Origin of the sequence: Paenibacillus sp. MMS18-CY102, from assembly GCF_009789195.1 — a bacterium.
In the GTDB taxonomy this organism is placed as follows: domain Bacteria; phylum Bacillota; class Bacilli; order Paenibacillales; family Paenibacillaceae; genus Paenibacillus_T.
In genome coordinates, this window is the sequence record NZ_WSTC01000016.1 from 114,915 (window position 1) to 127,645 (window position 12,731).

At 45.8% G+C, this 12,731-nt stretch carries 16 protein-coding genes; 8 read left to right on the forward strand and 8 right to left on the reverse strand.

The window, feature by feature from the left end; translation table 11 throughout:
- Nucleotides 1-47: 47 nt before the first annotated feature.
- The 4 genes from GON22_RS13865 to GON22_RS13880 are packed head-to-tail and all read right to left on the reverse strand — an operon-like array spanning nt 48 to nt 3,053.
- Nucleotides 48-905 carry a transporter substrate-binding domain-containing protein gene (locus tag GON22_RS13865; RefSeq protein WP_160396690.1) on the reverse strand — a complete coding sequence of 286 codons (858 nt, stop codon included), beginning with the start codon at nt 903-905 and terminating at the stop codon, nt 48-50.
- Nucleotides 906-952: 47 nt separating this feature from the next.
- Nucleotides 953-1,705 (reverse strand): amino acid ABC transporter ATP-binding protein, encoded by a 753-nt coding sequence (locus GON22_RS13870; RefSeq protein ID WP_160396691.1) that lies wholly within the window; start codon nt 1,703-1,705, stop codon nt 953-955.
- A 12-nt stretch (nt 1,706-1,717) separates the two neighbouring features.
- On the reverse strand, nt 1,718-2,410 hold the full coding sequence (locus GON22_RS13875; RefSeq protein ID WP_160396692.1) for an amino acid ABC transporter permease: 693 nt from the start codon (nt 2,408-2,410) through the stop codon (nt 1,718-1,720).
- On the reverse strand, nt 2,391-3,053 hold the full coding sequence (locus tag GON22_RS13880; RefSeq protein ID WP_160396693.1) for an amino acid ABC transporter permease: 663 nt from the start codon (nt 3,051-3,053) through the stop codon (nt 2,391-2,393). The genes GON22_RS13875 and GON22_RS13880 overlap by 20 nt, the downstream gene beginning before the upstream one ends.
- Nucleotides 3,054-3,319: 266 nt before the next feature.
- On the opposite strand from GON22_RS13880, the gene GON22_RS13885 reads away from it, so the two are divergent.
- The 3 genes from GON22_RS13885 (at nt 3,320) to GON22_RS13895 (ending at nt 5,562) form a co-directional block, all read left to right on the forward strand.
- Nucleotides 3,320-3,646 carry a helix-turn-helix domain-containing protein gene (locus GON22_RS13885; RefSeq protein WP_160396694.1) on the forward strand — a complete coding sequence of 109 codons (327 nt, stop codon included), beginning with the start codon at nt 3,320-3,322 and terminating at the stop codon, nt 3,644-3,646.
- Nucleotides 3,573-5,018: a Fic family protein gene (locus GON22_RS13890; protein WP_160396695.1), complete on the forward strand. Its 1,446-nt coding sequence runs from the start codon at nt 3,573-3,575 to the stop codon at nt 5,016-5,018. Before GON22_RS13885 ends, GON22_RS13890 begins: the two co-directional genes overlap by 74 nt.
- 217 nt (nt 5,019-5,235) lie before the next feature.
- Nucleotides 5,236-5,562, forward strand: coding sequence for a YciI family protein (locus GON22_RS13895; protein WP_160396696.1), 327 nt, complete (start codon nt 5,236-5,238; stop codon nt 5,560-5,562).
- A gap of 142 nt (nt 5,563-5,704) precedes the next feature.
- On the opposite strand, the gene GON22_RS13900 is transcribed toward GON22_RS13895, so the two are convergent.
- Together GON22_RS13900 and GON22_RS13905 are read right to left on the reverse strand one after the other, a co-directional pair.
- Nucleotides 5,705-6,607: a hypothetical protein gene (locus GON22_RS13900; protein WP_160396697.1), complete on the reverse strand. Its 903-nt coding sequence runs from the start codon at nt 6,605-6,607 to the stop codon at nt 5,705-5,707.
- Between the two features lie 25 nt (nt 6,608-6,632).
- On the reverse strand, nt 6,633-7,490 hold the full coding sequence (locus GON22_RS13905) for a hypothetical protein (protein WP_160396698.1): 858 nt from the start codon (nt 7,488-7,490) through the stop codon (nt 6,633-6,635).
- Between the two features lie 294 nt (nt 7,491-7,784).
- On the opposite strand from GON22_RS13905, the gene GON22_RS13910 reads away from it, so the two are divergent.
- Together GON22_RS13910 and GON22_RS13915 are read left to right on the forward strand one after the other, a co-directional pair.
- Nucleotides 7,785-8,129 carry a YciI family protein gene (locus GON22_RS13910; protein WP_160396699.1) on the forward strand — a complete coding sequence of 115 codons (345 nt, stop codon included), beginning with the start codon at nt 7,785-7,787 and terminating at the stop codon, nt 8,127-8,129.
- Nucleotides 8,130-8,138: 9 nt separating this feature from the next.
- Nucleotides 8,139-9,362 carry an RNA polymerase sigma factor gene (locus GON22_RS13915; protein ID WP_160396700.1) on the forward strand — a complete coding sequence of 408 codons (1,224 nt, stop codon included), beginning with the start codon at nt 8,139-8,141 and terminating at the stop codon, nt 9,360-9,362.
- A gap of 387 nt (nt 9,363-9,749) precedes the next feature.
- Here GON22_RS13915 and GON22_RS13920 read toward each other — a convergent pair whose 3' ends face one another.
- Nucleotides 9,750-10,196 (reverse strand): MerR family DNA-binding protein, encoded by a 447-nt coding sequence (locus tag GON22_RS13920; protein WP_336604309.1) that lies wholly within the window; start codon nt 10,194-10,196, stop codon nt 9,750-9,752.
- Between GON22_RS13920 and GON22_RS13925 the strand changes: the two genes are divergently transcribed.
- Nucleotides 10,111-10,353 (forward strand): nucleoside-diphosphate sugar epimerase, encoded by a 243-nt coding sequence (locus GON22_RS13925; protein ID WP_202113229.1) that lies wholly within the window; start codon nt 10,111-10,113, stop codon nt 10,351-10,353. The two genes, GON22_RS13920 and GON22_RS13925, sit on opposite strands and share 86 nt — an antisense overlap.
- Before the next feature lie 86 nt (nt 10,354-10,439).
- Here GON22_RS13925 and GON22_RS13930 read toward each other — a convergent pair whose 3' ends face one another.
- Complete coding sequence (locus tag GON22_RS13930; RefSeq protein WP_202113230.1) at nt 10,440-11,294, reverse strand: helix-turn-helix transcriptional regulator; 855 nt, start codon at nt 11,292-11,294, stop codon at nt 10,440-10,442.
- Between the two features lie 117 nt (nt 11,295-11,411).
- Between GON22_RS13930 and GON22_RS13935 the strand changes: the two genes are divergently transcribed.
- Together GON22_RS13935 and GON22_RS13940 are read left to right on the forward strand one after the other, a co-directional pair.
- Nucleotides 11,412-12,260, forward strand: coding sequence for an NAD-dependent epimerase/dehydratase family protein (locus GON22_RS13935; protein WP_160396702.1), 849 nt, complete (start codon nt 11,412-11,414; stop codon nt 12,258-12,260).
- Nucleotides 12,261-12,386: 126 nt separating this feature from the next.
- Entirely contained in the window at nt 12,387-12,728 is a 342-nt protein-coding gene (locus GON22_RS13940) for a helix-turn-helix domain-containing protein (RefSeq protein ID WP_160396703.1), read from the forward strand.
- The last annotated feature ends 3 nt before the right edge of the window (nt 12,729-12,731 follow it).

A 12,731-nucleotide genomic window follows, 5' to 3' on the forward strand; every position in this document is an offset into this window, starting at 1 on the left:
ACCCAGGAGGGGCTTTGTCTTGTTCACCGCGAAGCGGGCACAATGGATTAATCCGTTACGCCGCCTTCGATGACGATTTGGTCCGCTGTGGAGTCAGCAGGGAAGCTGTCTTTGAGCGTTGTATCATAAAGTTTATGGAAGTAGTTCTCGTCCTTTAATTTGCCCTTAATCAGATCGTTTACGTAATCCAACAGCTCCTTATTGCCTTGTTTGACTGCACCGGCGATAAAGTCTTTGTTGCCCAGCTCTTTAATGCCAACGGTGTAGCCGGGATTTTTCTTAGCCCATGATAACAGCAAGGTGTTATCCTGCGCGAATGCAACAGCCCTGTCCGTAATGAGTGCTTGATAGCCATCTGTAATGGCATCGATCTTGATCAATTTCACATCTGGATAGTTTTTAGTGAAGTAGGAATCGGCTGTTGTGCCCGTATTAACGGCCAGCGTTTTGCCTTTCAGGTCATCCGGTGAAGTGATTGGCGCGCCATCCTTGGAAACGACTCCGAGGGACACTTTCTCATAAGGCAGTGTAAAGTCGACGCTTTGGGCTCGCTCCTCCGTAACTGTGAAATCGGCGAGCATTAAGTCAGCTTTGTCTGTTTGCAAATAGGGAATTCGGTCAGCTGGATTAACGACGACCCAAGTGATTTTATTCTCATCCCCCAGCAATTCCTTCGCGATTCGTTTCCCGAATTCGACATCGTAGCCTTTGAACGTTCCATCGACATCCTGGTAGCAGAAAGGAGCATCGTCGGCGAAAATGCCGATTCTAATCGTATCTGCCTTCTTTATTGCGGCAATTGACCCGGAATCAGCACTTTTCTCGTTATCGTTGCTGCTATTCGAGCAACCGATGAGTCCCCCTACTAACAACACCGTTAATACGCCAGCAATCAGCTTTCTCATGTCCACTCTCTCCTTTTTGTCTTTGTATAATAAAATATTTGCATATTTTATTTCGCATGTAATTGTTCAATGGGAAGGCCCAAGAAGTGTCTAGCCTCCACCGTCTGCGGCGATTTGAAAAACTTGTTTGGCGCACTGGTTTCAATGATTTTTCCTTTTTCCATAAACACGATTTGATCGGCGACCTTCTCAGCGAATTCCATCTCATGCGTAACGATAATTAACGTCAAACCCTGATTGCTTAACGTTTTGATGACATCTAACACTTCCCGCACCATCTGTGGATCAAGTGCCGCAGTTACCTCATCGAACAAAATAATTTCCGGGTTCATGCATAGCGCTCTGCAGATGGCCACACGCTGTTTTTGCCCGCCGGATAGCTCTCTTGGAAAAGCGAACATTTTCTCGGACAAGCCCACTCGCTCCAGCAGCCTTGTTGCGTCTTCTGTTGCATCCTTCCTGCTTCGCTTCTCGACCTTCATCGGGCCAAGAATAATGTTGTTCAACACATTCATGTGAGGGAAGAGCTCGTAGTTTTGAAAGACCATCCCGATCTTCTTCCTCACCCCCACCCAGTGCGCATAATTGGAATCGGACTTCGTAATTCGTGCGCCGTGAAGGTGAATCTCGCCCGAGTCAATTTGCTCTAATCCGTTAATGCACCGCAATAGAGTGGACTTGCCACAGCCGGAGCGTCCCAGAATGGCGATGATTTCACCTTGCTTAACGGTCAGATTGATATCATCCAGTACGGCGCTTCCGTTAAACGACTTCTTGAGATTGGTTATGGTTAGATGCATAGGGGCTCCTTTCTATGTAGCGGCTGTTAGGGATGAGATTTTCTTCTCGATGAACCGGGACAGTACAGATAACGGGAAGCAGATGATGAAGTACAAGATGAGCAGTAACAGGTACATGGTGAAAGGAATCATGCTGGTGGGGTTATTGTAGTAGGTGACTTGAATAATGCTCTGGGCGACCTTGAGCATTTCTTGAACGCCGATAAGCGACACTAGGCTGGTTGTTTTAATAAGGCGAGTGGCTAGATTGACGATGGACGGGGTCGTTCGAATGACGATCTGCGGCAGCAGGACGTGCATGTACATTTGCCTTCGGGTCAGCCCGATCGCCATGCTTGTTTCGAATTGATGGCGGGGCAGGCTGGCCATAAAGCTTCGAACCAAATCCCCCATTTCAAAGGAACCCCATAAGGAAAAGACAATAATAGCGATGTAGTAGCCGTCCGTCGGCGCATGGAACAGATAGGCGATGCCATAAAACAGGATGAACAGCCAGATTAGCGGGTGAATTAGCCGGAAGGCGTCCAGCAGGATTCTTAGGGTGAAGGTTAACCATTTATTTTTTAAACTCATGAATACACCGATTGCGAACCCAAAGGGCACCGATAAGAGAAAAGAGATGCCAGCAATCTGTATCGTAAGCCCAAAACCGTCCAGAAGCCTCGGAAAAGCTTGAACGATCGTATCAACGCCCAAACTCTGCATACCGTATCTTCCTTTCTGCAAGGGAAAATAAATAAGACATAGGCAGTAATAGGGCTAGATAGCTAATCACGGTCAAGGCGACAACCGGAAGAGTCAAATCCGCTCTTAAACTTATGATGGCATAAGCCTGGTACACGATTTCAGGCAACAAAATGATTTTCATAGCGGACACTTCTTTGGTTAGAAAAATGGAATTGTTGTTAATGGCAGCAACGGATGTGGATATCGCCTGGGGAATAATGAGGCAGATAATCATGTTGAATTTGGACAGCCCCATTGCCTTGGCAAGATCAAGCTGATTGCTGGATATGGATTTAACGCCCGAATAGATCGCCTCGCTCATATAGGCGCCGCCTAATAGCGATAGCACGAGAATGGAACAGGTGTAGCTGTCAAACTGCATTGAGATTTTGGGAAGCCCATAGAAAATAAAATAAGCTTGAATAATGGAAGGCGTATTTCTAAAAAATTCGATGTAAGCATGGATGATGGGTTTCAGGATGGGCACTTTGTAGAATAAGGCGATGCTAGAGAGCAGCCCTATCGTGAAAGCAAAGATGATGGAGATCAGAGCGACCATTGCGGTTACTGCGGATGCTTTGGCGAAAATAGCAATCAAATCAATAATGGAGTAATCGTCCATGGGGGTCCCCTCGCCTTCATCGTTTGAACCCGAGTTACATTCAATTCATTCTATTCTTATGGGGTTTGTTGTCATTAACAATAAGGGTAAATTTTCAAGTTGTCAAACATTAATGTGAGCCCTGAGTTATATCGTGTTTTCTGCGAAGAGGATGAGCACAAAGTCGTAGATGGTTGATAACAGTTCAAAATTAGGCATAAAATGTATATTGCGGATATGTGGGGATAGGATATAATTAGTAAGTAGTATGAAAGGGGAGAGAACGTATGGATAAGTTCAATTCTGTACGTGCTGCTAAATGTCGTGAAGATCTTAATCTTACCCTCAGTTATATAGCTAACCAACTTAGTATCTCTATTAAAGAATTATCTGAAATTGAATCAGGTAACCTGTTACCGAGTGGTGATACTATTGAACAAATGGTTAAAATATATGGGTGTTCAAAACAACATTTGATCTCAGACACGTTAGAGCCACAGGCAGTCATTTTGGCAAGAAACGGGGAAAAACTGTCAAAGTTTGATCAAGACCAAGTTTTTGGGTTCCTGGCTTTCCAAAGAGAAATATCTAAACAAATTCATAATGAGCATTGATTTAAATAATCTCAGGGATATCAGTCAAAAGTGTTCTGCCAGGGAACTAGCTGATATTGTTCTTGAGATTTATTTTTCTTCCAAAGAAATAAGCTTTCCTATTGATATTTTTAAAATGCTAACTGACTTTGGGATATATTATCAATTCCTGCCATTTGATGGTTTGGAAGGAGTTTATTCACCTGAAGCTGGGAGTCTTGTAGCGACAGTTGGTATTAACTCTAAAAGACCTTATGAAAGACAACGGTTCACCGCTGCCCACGAGTTATGCCATCACATTAAGGACTATTCTGTTAGAGTTAGTCCTACGGACAGTAAGGACCCTATCGAAAGATATGCGGATGAATTTGCAGGAAGTTTACTCGCCCCTGAAAGGCATATATTAGAACTTTCCGAAAGTTTTGAAAACAGCGAAGGCTACCTTGAGGATGACGATGTTCTCAGAATTAGCTTAGTATTTGGCGTTAGTTTCATGAGTTTATACTGGAGATTTATTAACTTAAAGAAAATTAAAAATTTACCAAGTAAAAAATTCTTTACGAAATATCAGGCATTCAAAAAAGTAGAGAGCTTAGGATTGAATAGATTAGACAGGGTCTTTTTAAGGAATATCATAAACTCTTATTCTTATGTTCCCCTCATAGATACAAATCCCGATTGGTACAAGCTTAAAAATCATTTGATTTATAACGATGGCAGAATTGAAGGACTTGATCTTGATTTAAATACTGTTTCGGAAATATGTACTGATTTGAGGATACATAAGCGAGAAAGTAAATATTTTAATGAATACAAGGATAACAAGAATATAATTGAAACAGTGGGTCATTATTTTGTTTGTAATCAAATATTTAGAGCACAGATAGCCCCTAACAGGTATGAATTGAAGGAACTGCATAGGCTTCTTTTTAAGCTTTCTCCTAATCCTGACGTTGCAGGGGAATTTAGAAGAATAGACAATGAGATTACTGGAGCTCAAATTCAAACGGTTTATTTTGGTAATATTGAACAAGAGCTATATTTCTTAGATAAAGAAATTGATGCATTAATGCAGCAAATCGATCAGTTAAGTTATTCTGATGTCTTAGAAAGAGCAGTAGTTATTCATCATAGGCTAACTCAAATCCATCCGTTTACAGATGGGAATGGAAGACTCTCTCGATCTGTGATGAATTGGATTCTAAAGATGAAGAATCTCCCTCCAATTTATGTTGAGGTTTCAAAAAAACAGGACTATTTATCACTTTTGCAGGATTCGGATAATGGAGATACTTCTGGTTTGGTGAATTTCTTCTTGGAGATTTTGCTAAAGAATATGGTAACTAGTAACGCTAATTTAAGTAAGATTGAAAATGATGAGGCTGTTGGCTAATTACCAACAGCCTTTTGCTCTAACATAGATTCGATGTGAGTCTTGCCATAAGAAGGCTTGGCGATGTGTTTATTATATTTTACTGGTATACCAGGTTTATTTTTGAGAATGTACAAACATGATAAAGTTTGTTATATGCGCCTTGCATTTCAAAAGGAATTTTAGGAATAATTAGGGTGGGCTACAAATTTACTAAGGGCAATGGAGGTTTCTCATAATGTCGGATAACACCGCAGGCGGCAATCCGGGAAAAATTCACTTCATGTTATGGTCTACGCCACCAAGGGCAACCTTTTCTGAGGATATGACCGCAGAAGAACGGAATATTATGTATCGGCACATCGCCTATTGGACCGAGAGGCAGAGCCAGGGGATTGCGCTAATTTTCGGGCCGGTTCGAAAACCGAACGATCCGCATGGGCTTGCTGTTATTGAGGTGGAGAGCGCAGATCAAGTCCCGCAACTTATTGCAGAGGATCCGGCCGTTATTGCGGGAATCATGGCGACGGACTTTTATCCGATGATGGCGGTATTGCCGAAGTAACGGGGATTGCTGAACAACGTTATATGACAAAAAATAAGCCATCCTGTGAGGGATGGCTTTAATGCGTTTTTTAAACTGCTCCCTTTTTAAAATGGCGGAAGCCGTCATGCCATGCAGTAATGATAGTACTCGTGTTCATATTTTACATTTCTATATAATCATGCTGACGCAATATATTAAGGTAATCGAGGGTCAACCAACCTTGCCATTCAACTTTAGCATGTTGCCATGCATCTTCAAATTGCCCCCATGCCCAGGCAGGATTCCAGCAACCATCTTCTGTTTGTTTTGCAACAAGGTAATCAAGGTTAGCGGTTAGAGCTTCTTTAAACATTTTGTAATACGGAGAATTAGGGGATTGAACAACTTGTATTGGTTGTAGGCAGTAGTTCTGCCATAAATCTGGCTGAATAGTAACGCATTTTTGAACCATTATGGCTATTTTTTCTGATAGGCGTTCCTTCAAGCTTAATGGCAAGCGTTCCACCATTGTTAAGAAACACAACAATTCGTGGAATTCCGGTTCATGCAGGTCATCTATATAATTCAGTATGTGTGTTGTAAGTTCATTTAACATATCTGAAGATACAAGACCCCTGAATTCATGAAGGTATCCTATAATTTCTGCATTAGGGTTTCCTGTAAAGGGACGTGATTCGTTATAATTCCACCAAGGCGCTCTTGGAGCTGTTTCGACTTCTTTGGGAACAATTTCCCAGTAATAGGAATCCAATTTTTTGGCTGAACGAAGTAAATAGGAAACGGCCTGTTTTACCATATCGGTGTTTTCGTCTGCATGAATTCTAGAAAGGTATTGCAATGCAACGGTTGTGCCTAGGGCAGACGATTCGTTACATCGAAAATCAGGCTCTATGGCATTTCCAAAGCCGCCATCACTATTTTGATACGCTCTTAGTTCAGCCAGTACGCTTTCCTTACTGCCGTTTTCAAATTCGAACTCAAACATGGCCCGATCAAGTTTCCTTGATTTATCCATAATGAAGTTTTTTGCTTTATTAAATTGGCTTCTTGAAAGTTTAGGCATTTGGTATCCCCCTATTCATATCTTGCTAAACTTCAAGCATGTTATAGTCGCGCAGAGCCCTTAACACGTCTAGTGTCAGGATGCTTCTCCATGCTTTGGTATCCTCTTCAGAAGCATTCCAATGTAAAGGAATGAAGCCTTCGTTTGTCAAATTTCTTATTTCATAGTCTAGGCTTCGAATAACATCCCGTTTTATGAGGCCTGAAACCGGACTGCTGGGAGATTTGGCAAACCAGTAAGGTTTGATACACCAATTCGGCCATTTGCTCTCGTCGGCTTCTATAACTTTGGGGACATCTTCATACAATTTTTGAAGGATAACTTTTTTTAGTGGGTCGGGTACAATATCGGCTAATCTCATATAGCATAACAAAACGAATGGATCCATTGGGCGCGTAACGGCACTTAAATTCTTTTCTGCCAGATCCAATGCTTTTTGTAAAAACGACGCCGGAACCCATTGCCTGTATTTATATAAATATCCGACAAGCTCAGCACTTGGGTTTCCCCACCCTTGAATGAGGTTGTCACCTTCGTGCAACCAGTCTGATGCTGGCTGCCACATTTCAAGACTAGTATTAAAGGATGTAATGATGTAGTTGATTCCATCCCTGACCATTGAAGAATCGGGAGATGCATCTAGCGCAATAAGATGTTGAAATGCCACACTGGTTCCGATAGGTGAAGATTCGTTGCGGGGCCCTTCACCCGTATTTTGAAATCCTCCATCGAGGTTTTGGTGATTCCTTAATACGTCTAATACTGATTCTCTTGAGCCGTTTTCAAAATGGTACATAAAAAGTTTTTGGTCAAGCTCTCGACCTTGATCCATAATAAACTCTCGTGCTTTGTTAAATTGTGCAGTTGATCGTTTTGAAATCATCAGGCGTCCTCCATGGCAAGTCAGTATCGTTCCTTGGAATAAAAAAATCATAACATTGTCTGGAATAAATATACAAGATTTAAGCAAGTGGTGTAGAATCACAATCACAAATGTACGGCTATAAAATTGTAGGGAAATATATCCACGCATAGTAAAATGGACAAGGAACCATGCAAAAGAGAGGGCTGCTATAATTGCTTTGAAAATTTTTTCCGAATTGTAGAAATCATCATCGTTCAAACGACATCATAACGAAACCAAATGCCAATAAGCATGATGAGGAGGAGTTATTGTATGACGTATACGTTAATGTTCTTTGAGAGCGAAGAGGATTTTGCAGCAAGAATAGATCCGGAGCGGAAACAAGAATACTTGGCTGGCTGGACGCATTATGTGCGAGCGATCAAAGAAGCTGGAATCGGGGTATTCGGTTCGGGCCTCTTCGGGCCGGGGTCGGCTGCTACTGTGAAGCGCCGCGGTGGCGAGATAGCCGTTCAGGACGGGCCGTTCCCGGAGACGAAGGAACAGCTTGGCGGCATTTACGTAATCGATGTGCCGGATTTGGACACCGCATTAGAATGGGCTGCCCGGGCACCGGTCGATACGGTTGAAGTCAGGCAGAACATTCCGGCGCTGTAGCAGCTAGCTATGGAAACACGTCAGGTTATTGAAGAAACGGCACGTGATGCGTATGGCCGTCTAATCTCTTATTTAGCTGTTAATTGGCGGGATTTGCAGGCGGTTGAGGATGCGCTAGGGGATGCCTTTCTGGCGGCGTTGGAAACTTGGCACGAGTCTGGCATCCCAGACAAGCCGGAGGCGTGGCTGGTGAGCATCGCCCGAAGGCGGCTAATTGACCGTGCCCGCCGTAACCGGGTTTCTGATAGGGCGCTGCCGACACTCCTTGCCTTATCTGAAGATACGCAGCGCCTGGCTTCTTCCCATGCCGCTTTCCCAGATGAACGGCTGAGGATGATGTTCCTTTGCACACATCCGGCCATCGATCCGGCGATGCGCACGCCGCTTATGCTGCAGACGGTGCTTGGGCTCGATGCAGCGCGAATCGCATCTGCGTTCATCGTCAAACCTTCGGCCATGAGCCAGCGGCTTACGCGGGCAAAAGCTAAAATCCGTGCCGAACGCCTTACATTCGAGATGCCCGATGCGGAAGAGATCCCGGATCGCCTCCATTCTGTATTGGAGGCGATCTATGCGGCTTATGGAAGCGGGTGGGACGAGGCAGCCATCGCTGATTCGCCTAGAAGAGGAATAGCGGAGGAAGCCATATATTTGGGGAAGCTTCTTCTCCAATTCGCTCCCCGAGACCCGGAGGCATATGGCCTCTTGGCACTGATGCTGCACTGCGAGTCGCGCCGCAAGGCACGGCATGATGATGAGGGGAATTATGTTCCTCTCTCCGAGCAGGAGTGCTCGCGATGGGATCGCCGCTTGATTGCAGAGGCGGAGCATTATTTACAAGTGGCTTCACAAGCTGGCCGAATCGGCCGTTTTCAGCTCATGGCAGCCATTCAATCCGTACATGCACAGCGTTTATGGACGGGGCGCATCGAGTGGGGAGCGATCGTCCAGTTATATGAGGGCCTGATCCATATCACGCCCACAGTGGGCGCTTTGGTCGGTCGGGCTGCTGCTGTTGCGGAGGCTTATGGGGCAGAGCATGGATTGGCCTTGCTGGAAGCTCTTCCGTCTGTGGAAGTGGTGTCTTATCAGCCCTATTGGGCGCTTGCCGGCCATCTTTATAAGCGGATGAATCGTAGAGAGGAAGCGCGTTCTGCTTATAGCCGTGCGATTGGCCTTAGCACAGATGGCTCCGTGCGGCAGTTTCTCAGCCGGCAAGCTTCTGGGATCTAAGTGCGACAGTCCAGCTTTGTCGAAGGATTAGCGGCAGCCGGGAGGCAGGAGGCGCAGGAGGCACCCATTGAGGTGCCTTTTTGCGTTATGGATGTTATGGCGGGTTGTTCTCATTGCATTTTGTGCAACGGGAACGGTCCTTGGGTGGCGAATATCGATATGCCATTGCAGTATGTACAACGTCAAATGGTGGATATCCGCCTGAATGGGCTGAAACAGCGGATATTCGTCCCCAGTCGCCAACCGTGATTGTATGAAATGCAATGGCATGCCGCGTTTTGCACGAACCGCGCACTGCCCATTGCACGAACTGCAACGGAGAATGCTGAACGGGACATATTTTCCTTAATTTGTAATATTATGTTCCTTAATCAGCGCTTCGAGCGCTCAACATGGCATGGGCCGCTGCGGGTCGGTTTCCAGCGTTTTTCGATATTCGAGCATGAAGCGAAGCGTCTCCAGCATTTGATCGTATCCGTCCTTCTTGCGTTCGATTTCGATCATCTTCCCGATAATCCACTCCATTATTTGTTGATTCGTGCGCGTGTTTGCATCGTGGTCTTGCAGAACGTCCTTCAGTTCAGCTAATGAGCAGCCTATGCTTTGAAATTTCCTGATGAGCTTTAATCGTTCGATGGTAGTCTCGGAATAAGTAGGTGACGGCTCGAACCGCTGGCTAGCGGTACATCGCCTTGATGCAGCTTCTATTTTTCGTCTAGCGGTGGAGCAATCTCCGGCAGGCTCGCGATTGGACGGCGTAGACGATGAGGGAATCCCATTCCGCGATATCGCCAGCATGATTGGCAAGCATCTGAACGTGCCGGCCGTTAGCATTACGCACGAAGAGGCTGGCACTCACTTTGGCTTCCTCGGGCTTCTTGCCGACCTTGATATTCCGAGGTCGGGTGTACACACAGGAGTTATTGGGATGAAGCCTGTGCATTCTGCCTTGCTTGCTGATCTTGCACAAGGGCATTATTTTAATAAGTAAGCGGCGGACTGCCTGCAGATGATGTTATGCCGTGTATGATGCGGTTCGGTGAGACCGGGTTCTCCCACACAAAACAAGGGTGTCCCTCAGCTGTTGCGGCTGTTGGGACGCCCAGCGGTGAGCAGTTCTTGCAAACGAATAGCCGTATCCGATGATGCGGTATAGACCATAATTTTCATCTCCGAATTGTTGGGCAGCTGCAGCACCACATGCTCAAACACCATTTCGCCAATTCGTGGATCGCTCCAATGTTTATGGCAGTCGGTTGCGGCCTGAACATCATGAAGCGGCCAGGTTTCGCGAAACAGCTCGCTGGCTTGCATAAATTCCTCGATAAGCGCTTTAAACCTCGCATCATTAGGGAAATGCGCATAGTCCGCACGGAACCGAGCGATCATAACCTGTGCTTTGGCTTCCCAGTCCGTATTGTTTGACCTGAGCGAAGAATCTGTTAAAAAACGCCTCATCCAATTAGGGTGCCCATGCGTTTCCTTAGAGAATGCTGGCAATTGGAATACGAACTCAGCGGCTTTATTCCACTCGAGCAAGTCCCAGTTTCTCCCCATTATGAAGGCTGGATTGGGATCAAGCGACTTTACTATCCGCGTAAGCCCGATTGATGCGTCCTTAATCGCCCTCTCTTCTTCCTTCGCTCGCTTTGGTTGTGCAAGCATATGAAGATAGCGCCGCTCATCTGCATTCAATCGCAGCGCATGCGCCAAGCTATCCAGCACTTCCTCCGACGGGCTCACGTCTCGGTCTTGTTCTAATGAGGTGTACCAGGATGTCCCAATATGAGCTAGCTGCGCTACTTCTTCCCGCCTAAGCCCTGGTGTCCGGCGTCTGCCGTACGAGGGAAGCCCTACTTCTTCTGGTGTGAGGCGTTGCCGGCGAGCCCGCAAAAACTTTCCTAATGATAAGTGTGAAACGTTCTCCCCCAACGAGTTTCTCCCCCTTATCCTGACACTGACAGCCATACGATAAACGCAGGAAGGCTGTGGATCGAATAACCCTTTATTCTGCAAGTATAGCACTGGCAAATCAAAGGAGGAATACGAATGAATATTTTCGTCACAGGGGTTACAGGCAAAGTGGGGAGCAGGTTGGTCCCTCGATTGTTGCAACGCGGCCATCACGTTAAAGTGTTAGTTCGCGACGCTGTGAAGGCGGGTTTGTATCCACTGCAAGGTGCCGAGATCATCGAAGGGCATTTCATGCAGGCTGGCAAAATGGAGGAAGCGCTTCGCGGCATGGATGCTGTCATCCATCTCGCTGCCGAGTTTCGCGGTGTGGATGAGGCAACGGCCAGAAGCTCGAATATCGATGCTGCCATTGCTCTTGCGAATGCTGCAATAAAGGCGAACGTTCCGCGGTTTGTATTTGCCAGCACCAATCTGGTCTATGGCTCGGTGGGATTATTGCGGCCAAACCGTGAAGATGATCGCTTGCAGCCTGCGTTCTTGTATCCTCAAACGAAAGCAACTGCCGAGGCAGAACTGCTTCAGCTTCATGAAAAGCAAGGGTTGGGGTTGCGGATCGTCCGCCTTGCTTTCGTATATGGGGAACGGGACCCCCACCTTAGCGAGTTTCTGCCCACTATGAGCAGCTGGAATCCAGCCAAGCGGCTTCATATGGCCCATCATGCGGATGTAAGCCAAGCGCTGCTGCTCGCTGCTTCCACACCGGGCATAGATGGCCGAATCTATAATGTTGCCGATGATGCACCCATTTCTGTTGCCGAGCTGCTGCAGCATCACGCCCATTCCGGCCAATCCGTAGCAGAACTGCCGCTGGGCGAGTTCAATCCGTTTGACATGATCGTAGATACGGCTCGAATAAGAAATGAGTTGAACTACCGCCCGATTTTCCCGTCATTCTATACGGCAAAAGATGCGGGGGCGTTGTAAGTATCATAGGAATCCACTTCAACTTACGATAGACATACAGGTACTAATATGGAGTAAATTGGGTGATTTTATATTGTCAATTGTATTTTGGCACAGTATAATTGATACGTTAAGGAGGTGAAAATCGTGGATCGAAAACAATTCGGTAAACATTTAACTGCATTATTGAAGGAAAAGGGAGCATCCAATAGAAAACTGGCAGATAGTTGCAGAATTCCCTATTCTACAGTTGTTTCCATTGAGTATGGGCACTCTGATGTAACTCAATCACAATTGGAAACGATCGCTGATTTTCTACAAGTTACTCCTTTACAATTGTTAGGGCTACATGTTTCAGAGCCGGCAATAACTATTGAAGCAAGGTTCCGGGTTCAAGGTTATGAAACAGATCCTGAGGTGAATAAGGCACTGGAGTTTGCTTCTAACTTTCTTACTCACATTGAGGAGTTAAAGCAATTGGGAGGTTAGTAT